Raw genomic sequence first — 18,547 nt, forward strand, 5'->3', positions numbered from 1 at the left:
CCTAAGGTAGGTGCCTCTTCTGTGATCGTCTACCCATTCGTGGTAGATAGCAAGTTTTATTTCTTTAGTGTATTTAGTCATGAAAATAACCCCCGAAATTAGTGTCCTAATTTCGGGGGTCATATCAAAGATAGATCCTTTTTAATTTACGTCTTAGTAAACGATCACAGGCATGTGAACCGTAACCGCGTTCCAAACGGACTTGATTTCACTAGGCCGGATGTTGACGCAGCCGTGTGACCCGCCTTCCAGGTAGGCCGTGCTTGACCAGTTAGTCCGCCATGACGCGTCGTGCAAGCCGCACCCGCTCATGGTAAACGGCATCCAGTAGCTGACCTTAGAAGCGTAGTTCGACCCGTCGTCGTTCTGCCCTCTCAAAGTAGCGTTCTGCTGCTTGTACATGATGTACCAGACACCCTTAGGCGTAGCGTTGTCGCCCTTGTTTTCCGTCCCGGTAACCACGTCGGATACAGTTACAGCTACCTTGCCGTTAACGACGATCCATATGTCCTGGCGGGCAATTGATACAACCACATAGCTGTTGCCCAGCCCGTTGTTGCTCTTGCCGTAGCCCAGACCTTGCGTGGTATAGCCTTCACCATAGATGTGGTTCTTCCCGTCAATGGTCTTCTTGCCAGTCTCATAAGCTGACAGAACCGCCTTCTTGGCGCTGGCCGTCCAGATCCCCCAGCCGTAGCTCTGGTTGGTAACGGTGATGGTTGACCCGGCAGGCGTCTTGAACTTGTAGCTCTTGCCCAAAGTCTTAACGCTCTTGTCCATGGCCTCCAGTTTCGCCATCAGCTTGCTTGCGTCGTCGTAGTGGACAGCGCCGTTGTAGTAGCTGACTTGGGTCAAGTAGTCCTTAGCTGCCAGGGTAAAAGTCTTCCCCGCCACAGAGTAGTCCACGCTGGCCGCGCTAATGGCCTTCAGCTTGCTCTTGCCCTTCTTCAGAGCCGTGTTCTCGTAATTGTAGCTCTGGTCAGTCGGCAGCTGGGTGTACTGCTTGTCAAAGTACTTCTGGACCTGCTCCTTGCTGATGGTTGTCAGCTTGCTGTCACGAACAGAGCTGATTTTGCCGTCCTTGTAGACCAGCTTGTTCACGGCCTTGGCCTGGATCTTTCCGACCGCTTGGTCAACCGTCAGCTTGCCTACCTTGACGCCATAGATAGTGACGTTGGCGTTGAAGTGCTTCTTGTTGTATGCCACTTGCTTCTTGTTTTCTGCCAGAACGGTTGCCTGGTGCTGCTGGTAAGCATTGTGTCCCCAAACACCAGCGCAGGCCAAAACAATAACTGCCACGCCCGCGATAATCAGGTACTTGCTGCCTTGAGTGTTTTTCTTCCGGTAGTCTTTGCGAGAAGTCATTAATAACTCCAATCTGTTCATTCAAAAGATTGTGTTCAGTATAACACTAATCGCTTAGCGATTAAAATGTATGGAGAGACTTTTTAATATCCTTTTAAAATTTTGTCTCCGCGATATCGTCCTCCGGCCGGTGGCCTTGAATCCGGACCAGTCGCCAGGCAAAAGGACTTTCCTGCTTCTTTAACTGAACCGTCAGGACTCCGTTTTCAAAAACAAATTCACATTCTTCCCGGCTGTCAATCCATTCGATCCGGTTTGGCTCCTCTGTCAAACCGGTCACTTTGACCTCTTCTGGATAAGGGGACTTTAAGAAAAGGTAGGCCTGGTATGGCGCGTGCCGGTTGGTCAAGACAAAAGCCTCTTCCGCGTCGGCTGACAATTCGCTTGCCTGCCCTTCATTGACCGCGTGGCCAAACTTGTGCATCCAGGCGTTCAAGGCGTCTAAAGCCGCTTGGTCAGCTTCATTTTCAGCGTCCACGTCGATGGTCAAAGCCTGGCTGTCTTTTCTGGCGGCTAGCAAGGCGTCCACGACTTCATCGGCACTATAGCGCTGGCCAGCTTGGTCTGGCAGGTAGGCGATGGTGTACTTTTCGCAGGCCGCTTTTAATTCTTCCCGGCCGCTGACGGCGCGGGCACCGATGTCCCTTGCCTGGCGGACCAGAGCATCCGCGTTTACATTTGCCCCAGTTGGGTTAAAATTTAAGATAATCGCAAAATCAGGGTTAATCATGCTTGCTCCTCCTTATTGTTAAACACAAGTTTTATTTTACTAGATTATGAATAGGAAGTAAAAAATGAAGATCGTAATTTCCCCCGCTAAAAAAATTCAGACGGATGGCGGCTTTTTGCCGAAAAGCCAGCCCGTCTTCCTCAACCAGGCTGAGGAGCTTTGGTCCTATCTGCATTCCTTAGACCAGGTTGATCTGGAAAAAGTCTGGCGGGCCAATGCCAAAATCACCGAAGAAGCCCGGCAGATGCTGGCTGCTGACCTGACTCAGCCGCAAGTACCAGCCCTCTTTGCCTACAGTGGCCTGCAGTACCAGTACCTGGCCGCCGATGTTTTAGATCAAGCCGGGCTTGACTACCTGGACCAGCACCTGCGCGTTTTGTCCGGTCTTTACGGCAGCCTTCGCCCGTTTGACGGGATCGTGCCCTACCGCCTGGAAATGAAGAGCCCTCTGCCTGACTTTAAGTATAAGAGCCTTTATGAATTCTGGGGAGAAAAAGTTTACCAAGAGCTCTACCAAGATGATTCCGTGGTCCTCAACCTGGCTTCTAAGGAATACAGCCGTCTCCTGGCTCCCTATCTTAAAGAGGGCGACCGCTTGCTTGAGGTCGTCTTCCAGGAAGAGAAAAACGGCAAATGGCGGACTCAAGCAACTCATGCCAAGATGGCCCGTGGCCGTTTAGTCCGCTGGTTGGCGGAAGGAGGCCGGGACTTGTCCGACCTGCCGGACTTCACCGACTTCGGCTATGCCTTTGCCCCTAACCAAAGCGGGGAAGACCGGGTCGTTTTCCGGAAGAAAGCGTGACAATTTTTCACAAAGTGCAAAAAAAGAAAAAATTTACACTTTTAAAAGGCTGGGAAGCGCTTGCTGACCAGCCTTTTTTCTTTTGTGCAATAAATCATAAAATTGACAACGCTTTCAGATGTGGTTTAATAGAGACAGAGATTGAAATACAAAGAAGTTTAATAGAAACAGAGATTGAAATACAAAAAAGAAAACTGTAAGGTGAGTTAGAATGGAATATCATAAGTTAACTGCTGAAGACATTGAAAACTTGCGTCCAATGATTGCTGACCCAGAACGTTTTATTACTGAAGTAACTGAACACTGGGATCACGACCAATTCAAGACTGTCCGGGCTATGCCTGACCTGGTAATCCAGCCAACCACGGCTGAAGAAGTAGCCAGTGTCTTGAAGTATGCCAGCGACCACGAAATTGCCTTGACTCCACGGGGCAACTCAACTGGTTTGATGGGAGCTAACTTGACTGTGCACGGCGGGATCTCCCTGGACATGGTTAAGATGAACAAGGTTATCGATTACGACCCAGCCAGCTTGACCATCACTGTTCAACCAGGCATCCGTTTGAACCAACTGGAAGAATTTTTGGCAGACAAGCCATTTACCTACATGCCAGCACCAGCCATGCACTGGGCTACTGTAGCCGGCAACATCAGCACCAACGCCGGCGGCTTGAAGGCCATCAAGTACGGGGTAACCCGTGAACACATCCGGGAAGTCAAGGTTGCCTTGACTGACGGCAAGGTTTACAAGTTCGGTTCCAAGTCAGTTAAATCATCATCCGGCTATTCTTTGAAGGACCTGATCATCGGTTCTGAAGGGACTTTGGGCGTCATCACTGAAGCTGTTCTCCGTCTTTACCCAAGACCAAAGCACGCTTTGAACGCCATCATTCCTTTCCCAACTCTGGACGATGCCATCGAATCAGTGCCAGCTATCCTGGCTTCCGGCGTTGTGCCAACTACTGTTGAATACATGGGCCGCAAGGTCTTGAACCTGTGGGAAAAGTACTACGACGCTACTTTCCCAATCAAGGAAGGCGACGGCTTCATCATCCTGGGCATCGACTCCTTCACGGCCAGCGACGCTGAAGCCCAATTGGCCCAGGCTTTGGAAGCGGTCAAGCCATTCCACGCTTTGAAGGAGACTGTCTTGAACGCTGAATCAGACAAAGCCAAGACAATCTGGGACGCTCGTGAAAAGCTGCTTTTGGCCATCCAAAAGTCAACTCCGAAGATGGACGAAGTCGACGTTTCCGTGCCGATCAACAAGATCCCGCTGGTTCTGCACCGGATCGAAGAACTGGAAAAGGAAGAAGACATGCGGATTCCTAACTTCGGCCACGCCGGCGACGGTAACCTGCACATCTACCTTTGCTCAGACGATATGACTGACGAAGAATTCGCCAAGAAGGGCGACACCGTTATCTCCGAACTCTACAAGACCGCCAAGTCAGTGGACGGCAACATGTCCGGTGAACACGGGGTTGGCTACGCCCGCCAGAACTACTACGAAGACTTCTACGGCAAGGATTACACCGACTTGCTCAGAAAGGTCAAGAGCCTCTTCGATCCTAAGGGCATCCTTAACCCAGACAAGATCTTCCCGTTAGACTAAAGTACGCTCCCTCCGCGCGGCAAGCTTCAAAAATCCGAAGTAAAAATAATCAAGAACTAATCAAATCAAGAATTAATCAACTAATCAAATCAAGAATTAACCAAAAACCGAAAAGAACAAGTATCTAGCAATAAGTACATAAAAACAATAACAACAAAACAACATTTTAATTTTTAAGCTTCACAAATTAATTATCACAAGGAAGGGCTGCTCTGGCAGCCCTTTTTTGTGCAAGAAAAATGACATCGCATCACTTTTTGTTGACACGGTGTCACCTTGGGCATATAATAGAAAGCAGTTGAGGGTGACATGATGTCACGGAGGTGAAAAATGGTCAAGGCAACTTTTGAGAATTTAAGTAAAGACAAGCAGGACCGGGTAACAGAGGCCCTGCTCAAGGAATTCAGCGTCCATACTTTGGCCAGCGCCCAGGTAGCGCGGATCGTCAAGGAAGCCGGGATTGCCCGGGGGGCCTTTTACAAGTACTTTGCGGATTTGACGGATGCTTACCAGTACCTGTTCAAGCTGGCCATGCGGGACCTGCACACGGGTCTGACCGGCCGGATGGGGGCAGACGAGCTCTACCAGATGACCAAGGACTTTGTGACCAAGGCCACTGGCAGCCAGTACTATGACTTGATCCGCCTGCACTACGCGGCTAACGAGGCGCTTTTGCCAAGTAGTAGGCCTAAGCAGATGCCGGCCTGCACCTGGGCAGCCATGGCCCTGTCACACGAGGCAATCAAGGAGGCTTTGCTGGACCCGGATAAGGCAGATTTTTACTTAGACCGGGAGCATGAGGCTTTAGAGAAGCTTTTTAGCCAACATAAATAGGCAAGCTAGGGAAAAGACACAAGAAAGGTAGAAAGCAGAAAAAATGTTTTTAGCACTAAAAGAGATCAAGCATGAAAAGAAGCGGTACGGCTTGATCGTTTTCATGATTTTTCTGATCGCGTACATGATTTTGGCAACCTGGGGCCTGGCATACGGCCTGGCCCGGGAAAACACGGTGGCTCTGGAGAACTGGCAGACCAAGAGCGTGGTCTTGAACAAGAATGCCAACCTGTCCATGAACAGCTCAATTTTGACCAAGGACGACTTGAAGAAGATCGACCTGACTGACAAGGAAGCCATGGTCGGCGAACTGCAGGTAGTGGCCAAGAAGAAGGGCAAGACCGGGATTAACGCCCAGTACATGGGGGTTAAGAAGGGCGAGTTCATCTACAAGGACCAGGACGTAATCGCTGGCCGCCGGGCTAAGAGCAAGTACGAAGTCACGGCTGACAGCCGCCTTAAGGACAAGGGCTACAAGCTGGGCGACAAGGTGACCTTGAACGGGTCAGACCACAAGTACACGATCGTCGGCTTCGTCAAGGATGCCAAGATCAATATTGAACCGATCATGTATGGCTTTTTGCCGGCGTGGAAGGAATTGAAGAACGTGGCACCGAGGATTGAAGCTTCCGGGATCATTTCTCAGCGGAAATTGTCTGTTAAGGGGAAGAACTTCAAGACTTACGGGGTTAAGGAATTTACGCAAAAACTGCCAGGCTACTCTGAACAGAACCTGACTTTTGAATTGATGATTGCTTTCATGTTCATCATTTCCCTGGTTATCGTGGCAGTCTTCCTGTACATTTTGACTATCCAGAAGCTGCCGAACTACGCGGTTCTGCGGGCACAGGGCGTGCCGGCCAAGACTTTGATCTGGGCCACGGTCAGCCAGAGTCTGCTTTTGGTAACGAGCGCTTTGGTCCTGTCCCTTTTGGCAATCTGGGGCACGGCGGCCGCGATGCCGGCATCTGCTCCGATGGCCTTTACACCAGGGATTTTCGTGGCAGCGATCGGCGGGATGTTGGTAATGGCTCTGCTGGGCGGGCTTAACCCAGTCAGAACGATTTTGAAGATTGACCCGGTACAGGCAATTGGAGGCTAAGATGGCAGCGATTGAAATCAAGAACGTGAAAAAAGTTTACGGGCAGGGGGATGCAGCGACGGTTGCCCTCAAGGGGGTCGACTTCAGCGCGGACACTGGCAACGTGGTTCTGTTAATGGGACCAAGCGGGGCCGGGAAGAGCACCCTGCTGACGATTATGGGCGCATTGCAGAACGCGACGAGCGGGCAGGTGGAAATCGACGGCCAGGACATCAGCCAGTTGAAGGAAAAAGACCGCAGCCGCCTGCGCTTGAATAAATTGGGCTTTGTTTTGCAGGCCTACAACCTGGTGCCGTACTTGACGGTTAAGGAACAGTTCCAGCTGGTGGACAAGGTGAAGAAGACCGGCAGCTTGAGCCAGAAAGAATTAAAGGATCTTTTGGCTGACTTGGGGATTGAGAACCTGGTCAAGAAGTATCCGGAAGATCTGTCAGGCGGGCAGAAGCAGCGGGTGGCAATCGCCCGGGCCATGTACGCCAATCCGAAGATTTTGCTGGCTGATGAGCCAACGGCATCACTGGACAGTGAACGGGTGGAAGAAGTTGGCCGCTTGTTTAAGAAGTTGGCCAAGGACCACGGGAAGGCGATCATTCTGGTCACTCACGACCCGCGGCTGGAAAAATACGCTGACCACATCTATGACATGATGGACGGGCAGCTGACGCAAAGAAAATAAACTGAAAAAGGCTCCGCGCAAGGCGCGGGGCCTTTTTTGACCGGATACGCGGAAAAATGACCAGATTTGAATTTTTGACAGAAAAAATCTGAAAAAAGTATATAGTTAAATAAGAAAACGAGTGAGAAATGTGAGGTCGTTAGGGATGGAAAAATTATACGAAATCTACACAGACGCTGCTGAGGAGAGTTTTGAAGTCGGTCGCCTCTTGTTTGAAGAAAACGGCTGGCAGCTCTACTTGACTTTGGATGAGCTGGGCCGGGATGATTCCTTGCTCTTGATCAGAAAGTCAGCGGTCACGCGGCTGTTGGCTCAATCGGATTATTTGGCAGAGATCCAGTGCCGGCGGAAGCTGCTAACGCAAAAAGGCCTGGCAGATCCTTTCAAGCTGGAAGACAAAGTTACCTTAATCAAGTCAGTCGGAAGCTTTATGGACTTATTGCCCGGGCAGGTTGTATATTTTGGACTGGAAGGCGAAGATTACCAGCAATGGGGATATATTGATGAAATTTCTGCCGGGCAAGTTAATTTTGCAGCATATCCTTCTGGCAAGTACCAGCCTTTCGCAGGAAAAGTTGCTGTCAGTCAACTCCGGCGGCTAGCCGCTTTCTCCGGTGAATGGTTGCTGGACAATCCTAAGTTGCGGGATACTAAAGATACAACTGTAGATGGTTTGCGCGAAGTTCATCTGAAAGAAGATCCAGCTTCATTCGCGGTTGGTCGGCTCTTGTGTGCTGATGACGACTTCAGCTTGTATTTGACTGTTGACGAAATTGGCCGGGATGACTCATTGCTGCTGGTTAAGAAGAAGGCCGTTGACAGAGTAATTGATCGATCAGAGTATTTGCAAGATATCAGCCGCTGCCGGCGCCAGCTTAAGGAAAGAGGATTAGAAGATCCCTTTGAAGTTCAAGATAAAGCAGCAGAAATCAAGCAGATGCATGACTTCTGGCAATTAGCTGCCGGGCAAGTCGTGTCCTTTGTCATGAAAGATGAAGAAGAAGCAGAATATGGCATCTTGCAGAGCAAGGAAGGGGATGCCTTAAACCTTGCACAATACCCGTCCGGCAAGTACGAGACTTTTGCTGGCCAGATCAACCTGGCTGAAGTTGATCGCTTGGAAGCTTTTGGCGGTGAATTGACTTTGGAAAATAACAATTGTTAGCGGGAACATGTAGTAAAACTACCATCAAAATGATAAACTAGACAGTGATGATTGCGCTTACATATTTTAGTCTGAATATTATTTTGAGGTTGATTTATGTTTAGAATTTTTGATTTGCTAAAGAGCAGGGCCCGGCTGAGCAAGGTTCTGGCTCCGGTCCAGGGCAGGCTGTTCCCGCTCGAGGACGTCAACGATGAGATTTTTGCCAGCAAGGGACTGGGTGAGGGCTTCGCGGTTCAGCCGTCCAGTGACTTGATCTACGCTCCCTTGAACGGCACGGTTACTTCCTTGTTTCCGACCAACCATGAGATTGGCATCCGGACCAAAGAAGGACTGGATCTCTTGATCCACCTGGGTTTGAACACGGTAGAGCTAGGCGGGGGCGGTTGCGACATTTTAGTTGAAGCCGGCCAGGAAGTTAAAAAGGGGCAGCTATTGGCGACTATGAACCGTAAGCTGCTCCGCGGACTCGGCTACGACGATACGGTGATCGTGACTTATACCAACGACCAGATCCTGAAAGGGGTCTCGGCACCGGTCTTCTTTAGAGAGATCAATGCCAAAAGGGCGGTCCAGACGATCAGCTACCATTAATTTAGATAAAGAAACAGGCGTGAAAGCAGCAATGGTGCACTTTCACGCCTGTTTTTTATTTAGTACTTGTATCTGGTTATCTGACTATCGGGTATAAGAAAAAGGCAATTAATGCCTAAATAAAATCTTAAATTGTAAACAGAAAGTGAATGGACTATAATTTTCATTGACTATTAATTGTTCAATATGGAGGAGGATATTTGTGTATATCAGAGAGCGACTTAAGTCGCCAAAAATGTATATAGGGATAGCAATAGGCACGATAATTGTGCTTTTTCATTTTATTTCTGATTATTCCGTAATTAAACCGCAATTAGATGGTAACGTTGTGTTTTTCACGCCATATACGCGGTGTATTGGTTATGATACTGGTGCTATGACAACTTTTTATTATACTTTGTTGCCGTTGTTAGCCTGTTTAACAGCCAACCAGTTATTCTATCAAGAGCTAAAAAGTGGCTTTATCAAACATGCGGTTAAGGAACAAGGGGTTGCAAAGTACAGCTTATCTCACTTGGTGATCAGCTTCCTGGCAGGCTTTTTGACAGTGTCTTTGCCACTACTTTTGGATTTTGTCTTGTTTTACTGCATCTTGCCTAATATGAAGCCAGATCCTGTTCTGAATATGAGCGTGGGTGTTACTTCAGATTTAACCTACCTCGCTGGTTTGTACTATTCAAATCCCTTGCTACACATAGCTTTCTACCTATTCTTGGCAGGTCTAGCAGGTGGCTTAGCCGCTACCATTTCTTTGGCTGTAACTTGTTTTATCAGCAACTATTTTGCTGATGTAGCCGCTGCTCTCTTAGTTACATTGATCTTTAATGTTTTTTCCGCAGCAACAGATAAAGCATTTCTCTCGCCAAACCTTTTTGTCATACCAGTTTGCCCACTTTATATTCCTTCATTGACGGTAGCTCTGTCAGAGCTCCTTTTAGGGGAGCTTTTGTTCAGCTTAATCTATTTCTACGGGGTAAGACGCCATGTCTTTAGTTAACTACTTGCGGCAAAAGAGCGGATCCTGGCTGGCGATAAAAAGTATCTTGTTTGTGATTATTTGGGCTTCGGTTTATACTGCTCTGTTTTTGATGCATAACAAAATCGTTGCCCCTGGCACGCCGGCCTTGAGTAATGTCCGTCTGACTGTTACCAATCTTCACAAGCAGCTTTACTTCCTTGCCCCTTTGCTGATAGTCAGCAGCCTGCTTTTCTTCAGCCGCCCTCAAAGCGTTGAATTTTTCTATTTAGTTTTAAGAAAACGGCTGCGCCAGTATTTGCTGATCTATACCGTTCTTGAAATGTTTTTGCTCACCATTAGTTTATTGATCAGCAGCTTGATTTCTGCTTTCGTGACGAAAGCGCCAATAGCCCCGCAGGCTGGTTCAGAAATAATAATATTGCTGGCTCATTTCTTGGGGGTCTTTGTCTTGATTCTCTCTTTAAACGCTTTGGTCTTCTTGACCGATAAACTAAAGGCAGGGGCTGCAGTTGAAGTTCTGCTCTTACTGGATACCCTTTGCATAGCAAAGCTGAGCTGGTCCTTCTTCTTGGCTCACGGTTTGGTAAATCTGATCGATAATACATTCTTTGTGTTTGATCCACTGGTCTATCTGATTTATGGCTTTCTGCTTTATTATTGTTTGGGCAGCCGGGCTTTTTACCAGCTGGTTCAATATGTCTGACGATAATATCAATTTTTCTTTGGAGTAAAAAATGACGAAAATTATAGAAGTTGACCATGTCACCAAGCGCTTTAAAAACAAACTGGCCCTTGATGACGTTTCCTTCAGCATTGAGGCTGGTAAAATCTATGGCTTCCGAGGCCCCAACGGGTCAGGCAAGTCCGTGACCTTCAAAACCGTTCTCGGCTTTATCCGGCCAAACTCCGGGACTGTCAAAGTTTTGGGCAAAAAAATCCGCCAGGACGTCATCTTTGCCCCGGACACCGGCTTCGCGATTTCTGAATACGGCCTGCTGGAAGACAAAACCGGCCTGGAAAACCTCAACCTGCTCAAAGTCTTGAACGATGACCAAGTCAGCCAGGCAGAAGCGATCTTGCAGCGGGTAGGCCTGGATCCAGCCAATCCCTTGAAACTGAAAGAGTATTCTCTGGGCATGCGGCAGCGGCTTTTGATCGCGGCCGCCCTCCTAGGCGACAAGCAGATCCTCCTCTTCGATGAGCCAACCAATGCCCTCGATGAAGACGGGCAGGACTTTTTAGCCCGGCTCCTGCTAGAACTGAAGGGGCAAGGCAAGACCATCCTCGTCTCCAGCCACGACAAAGACTTCCTTAACCGGGTTGCCGACCACATCTTCGTCTACAGCGAAGGCAAGATTGTCAAAGAATTGGAGCAAGAGCATGAAGTTGAAGCATAAAGGAATCTGGTTCTCTGTAATCTTGCTCTTGTGCCTGCTGGGCCTTCTTCTAAGCAAAAAGCATATCGACCAAGTCTACCGGAATTTGCAGGTCTCCCAAACTGAAGTCAGCCAGACTGCCTATAGTAAAGTTAGCCAGAATCTGGCTGTCAAAAGCGGGCAGGGCAAGAATGAAGGAGGTAACTACCTGGCAACCATCTACGTCAAGGCTAAGACTGGGCAGAAGCTGTCCAGAAATGATTTCTACCTTTATCGAGGACTGAAAGAGGGAACGACCATGATCGACTCTTTAAAAATCAATGGCCAGGCAACTAGCCGCCTGCTATCCGGCGTAAACAAGGTCCAGGTTAAAGCCCCGAAAAACGGCAATGAGCAATATCTCTATTTGCTCGTTAACCCCCAAAAAGGCAAGTACGTCAAATATCATTTCAATCTGCAAAAATGAAAAATAGAAGTTAGAACAGCAAAAAATAGGCGCGAAAGCAGCAATGGTGCACTTTCACGCCTTTTTTAATATGCTTTTTTACAAGTTAGGATCCATCTGGAAGCTGAGCGGGGAATCACCCGTTTGCTCAGTAATCAAGCTGCTGATCAGCTTGTTGTAGATGTCCGTTACCGTCTTGGCCATCTTGGCATTAGCCTCATCCGCGATCGCCGTGGCCTGGCTTGGGTCAGCATGCAGCTTCTGGTCGTATTCATAACGGAGCCGCATGACCTTTTCCTTGGCTTCCGTCTGGGCGTTGGCCAGTTCCTTGCCGTACTTACCCCAGTTCCGGTCAACCAGAACCCCGGCCAGCTTGAAGATCCAGTAGGCAGAGTTCGGGCTGTAGTCGACCTTGCCGTTGCCCCACATGTAAGGCACCTTGCTCCCTTGCGGGAAGAAGGGGATGTAGACGCTCTGGGCCGTAACCCCCATGGCCAGCCAGTGGTACATGTCCTCGCCCTTAAGCTGTAAGAGGTGGGATTCCTGGGTCGTCGCCACCCCGATCGGCCGGAAGCTTGCCTGGCCTGCGTTCTTCGGGTTGGTCAAGTCATATTCAGTGTCGCTGTAGTGGCTGGCCAGCACCGTCTGGGCGTCCTGGATGCTCAGCGGCCGGTCCGCCTTTTGAATAAATGGCAAGTCAAAAGATTGCGGCTCTTGCTTAACTGACGGGGTCAGCAGCTTCTGCCCGTACCAAACCCGCGGGGTGTTGTAGTGCAGGTCGCTCTCGCTTCTCGTGCCAAAAATTTCCCGCCAGTTGAACTTGGCTTCCTTTGGCCACAGCTGGTGTTCATAAACGAATTCCTGCAGGCCGGCTGAATAAAGGAAGTTGGCCGGATCGTTAAAGTCGATCTCTTGAATTGACAGCTGGTTGGCCACTACCGTGTAGGAGTCATCCGGAATTCTCTGGGCAACCCAGTGGTGGCCAGACCCGATTTCTAAGTACCAGGCCTCGTCTCTGTCCGCAAATAGAATCCCGTTTGATTCAGCGGCCCCGTACTTTTCCACGATCTCGCCCAAGCGCTTGACCCCTTCTTGGGCCGTCTTGACGTAAGGCAAAACAATAGTCACCATGGCTTCTTCCAGCAGGCCCTTTTCCGGGTCAAAAGGATCGATGGCCAGAACCCGTTCGTTGGCATAAGCACTTTCCGTGGCGCTCATTGCCACATGGTACTCATTGATCCCGTCTTCTTCAAAAAGCCCGTACTTTTTTGTCCATTCTGGAGTGGATGAATATGCAAAGGCTTCTTCAGGCAAGTCAATTGTGAACTTATTATCATGCGACTTGAAAGTCTGGGCTCCTGCTTGCCGCTGGTGGAAGGCCAGGTGCTTGGGCCAGGCTGTCCGTGAGTCCTCATTGCGGCCAATAATCACGCTGCCATCAAGGCTGGCCTTTTTCCCAATCAAGATTGAAGTGCAAGATGAACGTCCGTGTGTTGTCATAATTTGTCCTCTTTTCTTCTTTTGCTCTTGTCTAGATTTTACCTTATTTTTCCTCTGCCCGCAGGGACGGGGGGTTATCTGCTTAACTTTTTACTAAAAATACGCCGCTGGTTTGATATTGTGCTAATATACAAATTAGTAAGAATAAGCTCTTTTTATAGGCTGATTGCTGATGATTCATTGGTCTAAGCTAATAGAATCAGCTGGAAAAGCTTGTTATGATTAGGAATGAAATATTAAAGTGTTTACAAAATATGATGAAATTAGGTGGAGCAGATGGTGGCCAGAAGGAAAGAGATTGATCGCGAGCGAATATTGGATATCGCCTACAAGAAGGCCTTGACCGACGGAATCGAGAACTTGACTGCCCGCAGCATTGCCCAGACTGGCCATTTTTCAACTCAACCGATCTATTTGGAATTCAAGAACATGGATGGCCTGCGCAAGGAAGTGCTTAAGCGCGTCTCCTGCACCTTGCGCGATGAAATCTTGCAGAAGAAATTTATTGGCGAACCCTTATACGATGTTGACCTCTCCTACTTGCAATTTGCCCGCGACCACCGGAGCCTGTTCTCAACGATTTTCGTCAATGGGGAATTTGGTGACGACTTAATCCGCGATACCTTGATGGACCTGGGCCGCACCAAGGTCCGCGAACAGTACCAGCGCGACCTTGACCCGGACCTGGAGAAGTGGCTCATCGCCCTCAACTGGATTATCGTCAACGGCCTGGCCGTAATGCTGGTCGATGGCCTGATTGACTATGACCAGGATGGCTTCGTCCGGATCATCAAAGGGCAGCTGGAAAGCCTTTTTGACCGTTGATCCATTTAAAAAATTAAACTATCAATCGGGCATTTCTATCCTTGTAATTTTTTCACAAAAACTCTGCTGAAATCCCTTTAATTTGGGTATAATAAGGGGAGTAATGGAAAATCTGAAAGGTGGTTTTTATGAAAGTTTTAGCTCTTAACGGATCTAACGCTGACAAGTCTTACAACGAAATGCTGCTGAAGTTCATTGCCAAGCACTTCGCTGATAAGTATGATTTTGAATTCGCGACCGTGAAGGGGTTGCCGATGTTTAAGGAAGGCCAGGAAGACCCGGCTGACGTGGCCAAATTGAGTGACCAAGTTGCCGCTGCTGACCTGGTTTTGATCGGGTCACCGGAACAACAGCACTCTGTAACCAGCGCTTTGAAGAGCGCCTTGGAATGGCTGTCAACCAACTCCCACCCCTTCAACGGCAAGCCAGTCGTTATCGTGTCAACTTCGCCGCTGGCTCAAGGGGCTGCCCGGTCACAGACCAAGCTGAAGACGATTTTGGCTTCCCCAGGCCTGCACCCGGTTGTCTTCAACGACGACGAATTCATGATGGGCGGGGCAGCTGCTGCCTTTGACGAAAACGGCGATTTGAAGATTTCCGGTACCGTTGACTTCCTGGAACACTTCTTTGACGAAGTCGACGCCTGGTACGCACAAATCACGAAGTAAGTGGGGGATTTCAAATGAAATTATTAGCTATTGTCGGAACTAATGCCGATTTTTCTTTCAACCGTCTGCTCTGCCAGTTCATCGCCAAGCGCTTCGGCGATAAGGCAGAAATTGAAGTCGCTGAAATTGGCGACCTGCCAGCCTTCTACAAGGAAGGACAAGCCGACGCCCGCGTTGTGGCATGGCGGGAAAAGGTTGACCAGGCTGACGGCTTGATCATCGCTACTCCAGAATACGACCACGGTATCCCAGCCGCTTTGAAGAGCGCTTTGGAATGGCTGGGCAGCCATGCTGGCAGCAAGGTTATGACCTACAAGCCAGTCTGCGTTGTAGGCGTGTCCTTGGGCGGCCAAGGCGCTTCCCGCGCCCAGGAAGATGCCCGGGAAATCCTGCTGTCACCAGACATGACAGCCAATGTTTTGCCAGGCAACGAATTGCTGATCGGCCGGGCCTACAGCAGCTTTGACAAGGAAAGCGGCGACCTGGTTGACGAAGCTTCAATCGCCCAACTGGACAAGGTTATGGAAGCCTTTTTTGCTTTCGTTGCTCAAGCCAAGAAGTAATGTAAAAGAAAAACTGCAAAATAAGGCGGATAGCTTGGCGCTTCCGCCTTGTTTTGTTTTAAAATTATAGGGAGAAGTGAAGGAGGAGAAAAGATGGCGATGGAGCTTTTACCCTTGAAAACAGTCCGCAATCCCCGGGACCTTGGCGGCTACACCGGCTTTGCCGGCAGGAAGATCAAGGCCGGACTTTTGCTGCGGACCGGAACGGTCGCGGCGATCAGCGAGGAAGACGGCGATTATTTGCGGGCCTGCGGGGTGAAGACCATCATCGACCTCCGTTCTCCGCAAGAATGCCGCAAGCGGCCGGATAAAAAGCTAGCCGGGATCCGGAACGTCAATATCCCCGTTAACAGCCGGGACCAGACCAAGGCCGGGGCCAGCCTGACGGAATTAGCCAAGCAGTACGGCTTAGACCCCCTGGCGGGCTTCCGCCACATGGTGGAGAGCTACCGGCTGATGGTGACGGAAGAGCACGCCCAGTTGGCTTTTGGCCAGGTTTTAGCCTATCTGGCTGAAGCTGAAGGCGGAACTATTTACCATTGCTCGGAAGGCAAGGACAGAACAGGCCTGGTGACCGTCTTTTTGCTGACAGTTTTGGGGGTTGATCCGGAAACCATCCGCCAGGACTATCTTTTATCCGCTCCCTACCTTAACGGCTACCGGGCCAAAAGGGACAAGGAAGCTCGGGAAAACGGGGAAAGCCTGGTGCAGCGGGCCAACCTCAGGTCTCTAGGGACGGTCAACAATGAGTACTTAGACAGCGCATTGATCACCATCGACCAGGAATATGGCGGCATGGAAGCTTTTTTGACCCGGCAATTGGGCGTCAGCCCGGACCTTCGTGACCAGCTCCGGGCCAAGTATCTAGAAGAGTAAGGATTTTAAAAATGGGAATTATCAAATACATATCAACTGACCAAGTCATGGCTCAGCACAAGGCCATGGGGACCCACATCAGCCTGCAGATCTACGGGGCAAGGGAAGACCCGGAAAAGATCCTGGATCAGACCAAGGCCTTGATCGACCACTTTGAAGACCTGCTGACGGTCAACCGCAAGCCGGACCACCCCCGCTACGGCCTGTCCGAAGTTACCCGGGTCAACGACCAGGCGGGTAAGGAGGCTGTGCAAGTCTCCAGCAGCGTTTACGGCTTGATTAAGCTTGCCGTTGAGACCAGCCGGGAAAACTTCGGCTTCAACGCCTTGATCGGCCCCCTGGTCAAGCTCTGGTCCATCGGCTTTAAGGACGCCCACGTACCGAGTGACGCGGAAATCAAAGAAAAAATGCAGCTGATCGACCCCTGGATGGTCGAATTAAATGACGATGACCACACGGTCTTTTTGAAGCAGGAAGGCATGGAGCTGGACCTGGGCGGGATCGCCAAGGGCTGGACGGCCGACCGGATCCGGGACCTCTGGCGGGCCTACGGGGTCGAAGCCGGCATCATCAACCTGGGCGGCAATGTCCTCTTCGTCAACCCTTGTCCAAAGCGGGCCAACGGGATGTGGACGGTAGGCGTCCAGGATCCTTTGAAGCCGCGGGGAGAAAACATCACGGCCATGATGATCCCGGAATGTTCCGTGGTCACCAGCGGGACTTACGAGCGCTTTTTGGAAGTGGACGGGCACAAGTACCACCACTTGATCGACTCCCGGACCGGTTACCCGGTGGAAACCAACATTGCCGGAGTGACGACCTTCACCAAGAATTCCGTTGACGCGGAAATCGAGTGCAAGCGCTGCTTCTTTGCTGGCCAGCCAATTGCCAACTGGGTCAATGACCGCCGCTTAGGCGCCGTTTACGTTTATAACGATGAACGGGTGGAAAAAGTCGGCCTGGATTACTAAAGTAAAGCAAAAGCAGCCTCACCTTCTGGTGAAGCTGCTTTTTCCTTAGGCCGTGGTCCGGCTGACGCTGAAGAGGGTCTTGAAGACCCCGGTTGACAGACCTGGCGTGTCGTTGACGATGAAGCTGAGCAGCTGGGAATCGCTGATCAGCTGGCTCAGCTGGCTGACGCCGACGGAGTTGAGAATGGACAAGACCACGTACATGAAGAAGTAGGAAGCCACGAAAGAAACGACGGCCCCGGCAATGTGGTCCAAAGTGGCCGTGAAACCAGTCTTGGTCTCCTGGGCAGGCAGCCAGGCCTTGAAGATCTTGGCTACCTGCTTGAAGATGAAGAAGAGGGCGAAGAAGGCCCCAAAGCGGCAGGCCTGCAGGACCATGCTGGAGTCGCCCGCCTGCCCTTGGACGAACTGGGTGTAGATCAAGTTGCCGACCGGATTCTGCAGCATGATGGCCAGCATGAAGACGAGACCGGCGAAGATCAAGTTGACGATCCGCTTGGAGAAACCCACTTGGTAGCCCTTGTAGGTTTGCCAGGCGATGTAGAGAATTACGAAAATAACTAAGAGCATCTTTATATCCTTTGTTTTTAGCGGTAATTTTCCATGGATTCTTTTTGACCTTCAAGCAAAAATAATCCATAATTGTTAAGATGGTTTGTGTAACATTTTTTTGCGCAAGATTGCTTTTTGCGTTACATTTAAGGGTGTGAAACACGGTTTCACAGGTGAAAGAATGAATCCTGAACTTTTTGCAGAAACATTGTCAAAATATAATTTTAAGTTGTCTCCTGTCCAAGAGCAACAATTTAAAACATATTTTAAGGAATTGGTCCGGGTCAACGAACACGTCAACCTTACCCGGATCACGGACGAAGACGAGGTCTACCTCAAGCACTTCTACGACAGCGTGACTCCGCTCCTGCTCTGGCCAGAGGTCTTTGCAGAAGGAGCCAAGCTCTGCGATGTCGGGGCCGGGGCCGGCTTTCCGTCACTGCCGATCAAGATTCTCCGCCCGGACTTGGAAGTCACCATCGTTGACTCTTTAGGCAAGCGGCTGAACTTCCTGTCCGACTTGCTGGAGAAGCTTGGCATCGAAGGCGTGAACCTGGTGCACGGCCGGGCTGAGGACGTGGGGCAAAACCCGGACTACCGGGAGAAGTTTGACCTGGTAACTGCCCGGGCCGTGGCCAGAATGAGCGTTTTGAGCGAATACTGCCTGCCCCTGGCCAAAGTCGGCGGCAAGTTCCTGGCTTTAAAGGGGCCGCGGGCTGATGAAGAATTGGAAGACGCCAAGAGTGCCTTGGAGAAATTGGGCGGTGAAGCTGTCTTCAGCCGGATCTTCACCCTGCCAGGCAGCGCTGAAGAGCGGACCCTCGTCCTGGTTGACAAGGTCAAGGCAACTCCGGGCAAGTACCCGCGCCAGGCAGGCACGCCAAACCGGAAACCCTTGTAGTTTTTTGG

Annotated in this window: 22 protein-coding genes; 18 read left to right on the forward strand and 4 right to left on the reverse strand. The window is 50.1% G+C overall.

What is annotated here, in order from left to right:
• Window positions 1-153 precede the first annotated feature (153 nt).
• The gene (locus tag Q0J41_RS00815) at window positions 154-1,365 is read right to left on the reverse strand and encodes a L,D-transpeptidase family protein (protein WP_296224896.1); all 1,212 of its coding nucleotides are present in this window, start codon (window positions 1,363-1,365) and stop codon (window positions 154-156) included.
• 94 nt (window positions 1,366-1,459) lie between these two features.
• Entirely contained in the window at window positions 1,460-2,095 is a 636-nt protein-coding gene (locus tag Q0J41_RS00820; protein WP_296224898.1) for a hypothetical protein, read from the reverse strand.
• Between the two features lie 64 nt (window positions 2,096-2,159).
• On the opposite strand from Q0J41_RS00820, the gene yaaA reads away from it, so the two are divergent.
• The 12 genes from yaaA (at window position 2,160) to Q0J41_RS00880 (ending at window position 11,704) form a co-directional block, all read left to right on the forward strand.
• Window positions 2,160-2,897 (forward strand): peroxide stress protein YaaA, encoded by a 738-nt coding sequence (yaaA, locus tag Q0J41_RS00825; RefSeq protein ID WP_296224900.1) that lies wholly within the window; start codon window positions 2,160-2,162, stop codon window positions 2,895-2,897.
• 14 nt (window positions 2,898-2,911) lie between these two features.
• Window positions 2,912-3,097, forward strand: a complete 186-nt coding sequence (locus Q0J41_RS00830) for a hypothetical protein (protein ID WP_296224902.1) — start codon at window positions 2,912-2,914, stop codon at window positions 3,095-3,097.
• Between the two features lie 11 nt (window positions 3,098-3,108).
• Window positions 3,109-4,512, forward strand: coding sequence for an FAD-binding oxidoreductase (locus tag Q0J41_RS00835; RefSeq protein WP_296224904.1), 1,404 nt, complete (start codon window positions 3,109-3,111; stop codon window positions 4,510-4,512).
• A gap of 330 nt (window positions 4,513-4,842) precedes the next feature.
• Window positions 4,843-5,346 (forward strand): TetR family transcriptional regulator, encoded by a 504-nt coding sequence (locus Q0J41_RS00840; RefSeq protein ID WP_296224906.1) that lies wholly within the window; start codon window positions 4,843-4,845, stop codon window positions 5,344-5,346.
• Window positions 5,347-5,389: 43 nt separating this feature from the next.
• Window positions 5,390-6,448, forward strand: a complete 1,059-nt coding sequence (locus Q0J41_RS00845) for an ABC transporter permease (RefSeq protein ID WP_296224908.1) — start codon at window positions 5,390-5,392, stop codon at window positions 6,446-6,448.
• A 1-nt stretch (window position 6,449) separates the two neighbouring features.
• The gene (locus Q0J41_RS00850) at window positions 6,450-7,124 is read left to right on the forward strand and encodes an ABC transporter ATP-binding protein (protein WP_296224910.1); all 675 of its coding nucleotides are present in this window, start codon (window positions 6,450-6,452) and stop codon (window positions 7,122-7,124) included.
• Between the two features lie 145 nt (window positions 7,125-7,269).
• Window positions 7,270-8,289: a hypothetical protein gene (locus tag Q0J41_RS00855; protein ID WP_296224911.1), complete on the forward strand. Its 1,020-nt coding sequence runs from the start codon at window positions 7,270-7,272 to the stop codon at window positions 8,287-8,289.
• 96 nt (window positions 8,290-8,385) lie between these two features.
• Window positions 8,386-8,883 (forward strand): PTS glucose transporter subunit IIA, encoded by a 498-nt coding sequence (locus Q0J41_RS00860; RefSeq protein WP_206988807.1) that lies wholly within the window; start codon window positions 8,386-8,388, stop codon window positions 8,881-8,883.
• A gap of 202 nt (window positions 8,884-9,085) precedes the next feature.
• Window positions 9,086-9,880, forward strand: a complete 795-nt coding sequence (locus Q0J41_RS00865; RefSeq protein WP_296224916.1) for a hypothetical protein — start codon at window positions 9,086-9,088, stop codon at window positions 9,878-9,880.
• Entirely contained in the window at window positions 9,867-10,565 is a 699-nt protein-coding gene (locus tag Q0J41_RS00870; RefSeq protein ID WP_296224918.1) for a hypothetical protein, read from the forward strand. The genes Q0J41_RS00865 and Q0J41_RS00870 overlap by 14 nt, the downstream gene beginning before the upstream one ends.
• A gap of 31 nt (window positions 10,566-10,596) precedes the next feature.
• Window positions 10,597-11,259 (forward strand): ATP-binding cassette domain-containing protein, encoded by a 663-nt coding sequence (locus tag Q0J41_RS00875; RefSeq protein ID WP_296224920.1) that lies wholly within the window; start codon window positions 10,597-10,599, stop codon window positions 11,257-11,259.
• On the forward strand, window positions 11,243-11,704 hold the full coding sequence (locus tag Q0J41_RS00880) for a hypothetical protein (RefSeq protein ID WP_296224922.1): 462 nt from the start codon (window positions 11,243-11,245) through the stop codon (window positions 11,702-11,704). The genes Q0J41_RS00875 and Q0J41_RS00880 overlap by 17 nt, the downstream gene beginning before the upstream one ends.
• A 78-nt stretch (window positions 11,705-11,782) precedes the next feature.
• On the opposite strand, the gene Q0J41_RS00885 is transcribed toward Q0J41_RS00880, so the two are convergent.
• Window positions 11,783-13,183, reverse strand: a complete 1,401-nt coding sequence (locus tag Q0J41_RS00885; protein WP_296224924.1) for a C69 family dipeptidase — start codon at window positions 13,181-13,183, stop codon at window positions 11,783-11,785.
• Between the two features lie 276 nt (window positions 13,184-13,459).
• On the opposite strand from Q0J41_RS00885, the gene Q0J41_RS00890 reads away from it, so the two are divergent.
• The 5 genes from Q0J41_RS00890 to Q0J41_RS00910 all read left to right on the forward strand — a co-directional run bounded on the left by Q0J41_RS00890 (window position 13,460) and on the right by Q0J41_RS00910 (window position 17,086).
• On the forward strand, window positions 13,460-14,008 hold the full coding sequence (locus Q0J41_RS00890) for a TetR/AcrR family transcriptional regulator (RefSeq protein ID WP_296224926.1): 549 nt from the start codon (window positions 13,460-13,462) through the stop codon (window positions 14,006-14,008).
• Between the two features lie 128 nt (window positions 14,009-14,136).
• Entirely contained in the window at window positions 14,137-14,676 is a 540-nt protein-coding gene (locus Q0J41_RS00895; RefSeq protein ID WP_296224928.1) for an NAD(P)H-dependent oxidoreductase, read from the forward strand.
• 14 nt (window positions 14,677-14,690) lie between these two features.
• A complete protein-coding gene (locus Q0J41_RS00900; RefSeq protein WP_296224930.1) occupies window positions 14,691-15,239 on the forward strand; it encodes an NADPH-dependent FMN reductase in 549 nt (182 codons plus the stop codon).
• 93 nt (window positions 15,240-15,332) lie between these two features.
• A complete protein-coding gene (locus Q0J41_RS00905) occupies window positions 15,333-16,115 on the forward strand; it encodes a tyrosine-protein phosphatase (protein ID WP_296224933.1) in 783 nt (260 codons plus the stop codon).
• 11 nt (window positions 16,116-16,126) lie between these two features.
• Window positions 16,127-17,086: an FAD:protein FMN transferase gene (locus Q0J41_RS00910; RefSeq protein ID WP_296224935.1), complete on the forward strand. Its 960-nt coding sequence runs from the start codon at window positions 16,127-16,129 to the stop codon at window positions 17,084-17,086.
• Between the two features lie 45 nt (window positions 17,087-17,131).
• Here Q0J41_RS00910 and Q0J41_RS00915 read toward each other — a convergent pair whose 3' ends face one another.
• Window positions 17,132-17,656, reverse strand: coding sequence for a CvpA family protein (locus tag Q0J41_RS00915; RefSeq protein WP_296224937.1), 525 nt, complete (start codon window positions 17,654-17,656; stop codon window positions 17,132-17,134).
• A gap of 163 nt (window positions 17,657-17,819) precedes the next feature.
• Here Q0J41_RS00915 and rsmG point away from each other — a divergent pair, with 163 nt between their 5' ends.
• Window positions 17,820-18,539, forward strand: coding sequence for a 16S rRNA (guanine(527)-N(7))-methyltransferase RsmG (gene rsmG, locus Q0J41_RS00920; RefSeq protein WP_296224938.1), 720 nt, complete (start codon window positions 17,820-17,822; stop codon window positions 18,537-18,539).
• The last annotated feature ends 8 nt before the right edge of the window (window positions 18,540-18,547 follow it).

The sequence above is a fragment of the uncultured Lactobacillus sp. genome (assembly GCF_944327175.1).
GTDB lineage: Bacteria > Bacillota > Bacilli > Lactobacillales > Lactobacillaceae > Lactobacillus.

Coding starts and splice junctions, on each gene's coding strand:
- Q0J41_RS00900 (WP_296224930.1), top strand. CDS start 14,691: ATGAAATTATTAGCTATTGTCGGAACTAATGCCGATTTTTCTTTCAAC.
- Q0J41_RS00870 (WP_296224918.1), top strand. CDS start 9,867: ATGTCTTTAGTTAACTACTTGCGGCAAAAGAGCGGATCCTGGCTGGCG.
- Q0J41_RS00845 (WP_296224908.1), top strand. CDS start 5,390: ATGTTTTTAGCACTAAAAGAGATCAAGCATGAAAAGAAGCGGTACGGC.
- Q0J41_RS00885 (WP_296224924.1), bottom strand. CDS start 13,183: ATGACAACACACGGACGTTCATCTTGCACTTCAATCTTGATTGGGAAA.
- Q0J41_RS00815 (WP_296224896.1), bottom strand. CDS start 1,365: ATGACTTCTCGCAAAGACTACCGGAAGAAAAACACTCAAGGCAGCAAG.
- Q0J41_RS00840 (WP_296224906.1), top strand. CDS start 4,843: ATGGTCAAGGCAACTTTTGAGAATTTAAGTAAAGACAAGCAGGACCGG.
- Q0J41_RS00915 (WP_296224937.1), bottom strand. CDS start 17,656: ATGCTCTTAGTTATTTTCGTAATTCTCTACATCGCCTGGCAAACCTAC.
- Q0J41_RS00820 (WP_296224898.1), bottom strand. CDS start 2,095: ATGATTAACCCTGATTTTGCGATTATCTTAAATTTTAACCCAACTGGG.
- yaaA (WP_296224900.1), top strand. CDS start 2,160: ATGAAGATCGTAATTTCCCCCGCTAAAAAAATTCAGACGGATGGCGGC.
- Q0J41_RS00905 (WP_296224933.1), top strand. CDS start 15,333: ATGGCGATGGAGCTTTTACCCTTGAAAACAGTCCGCAATCCCCGGGAC.
- Q0J41_RS00880 (WP_296224922.1), top strand. CDS start 11,243: ATGAAGTTGAAGCATAAAGGAATCTGGTTCTCTGTAATCTTGCTCTTG.
- Q0J41_RS00910 (WP_296224935.1), top strand. CDS start 16,127: ATGGGAATTATCAAATACATATCAACTGACCAAGTCATGGCTCAGCAC.
- Q0J41_RS00835 (WP_296224904.1), top strand. CDS start 3,109: ATGGAATATCATAAGTTAACTGCTGAAGACATTGAAAACTTGCGTCCA.
- Q0J41_RS00890 (WP_296224926.1), top strand. CDS start 13,460: ATGGTGGCCAGAAGGAAAGAGATTGATCGCGAGCGAATATTGGATATC.
- rsmG (WP_296224938.1), top strand. CDS start 17,820: ATGAATCCTGAACTTTTTGCAGAAACATTGTCAAAATATAATTTTAAG.
- Q0J41_RS00860 (WP_206988807.1), top strand. CDS start 8,386: ATGTTTAGAATTTTTGATTTGCTAAAGAGCAGGGCCCGGCTGAGCAAG.
- Q0J41_RS00875 (WP_296224920.1), top strand. CDS start 10,597: ATGACGAAAATTATAGAAGTTGACCATGTCACCAAGCGCTTTAAAAAC.
- Q0J41_RS00855 (WP_296224911.1), top strand. CDS start 7,270: ATGGAAAAATTATACGAAATCTACACAGACGCTGCTGAGGAGAGTTTT.
- Q0J41_RS00895 (WP_296224928.1), top strand. CDS start 14,137: ATGAAAGTTTTAGCTCTTAACGGATCTAACGCTGACAAGTCTTACAAC.
- Q0J41_RS00850 (WP_296224910.1), top strand. CDS start 6,450: ATGGCAGCGATTGAAATCAAGAACGTGAAAAAAGTTTACGGGCAGGGG.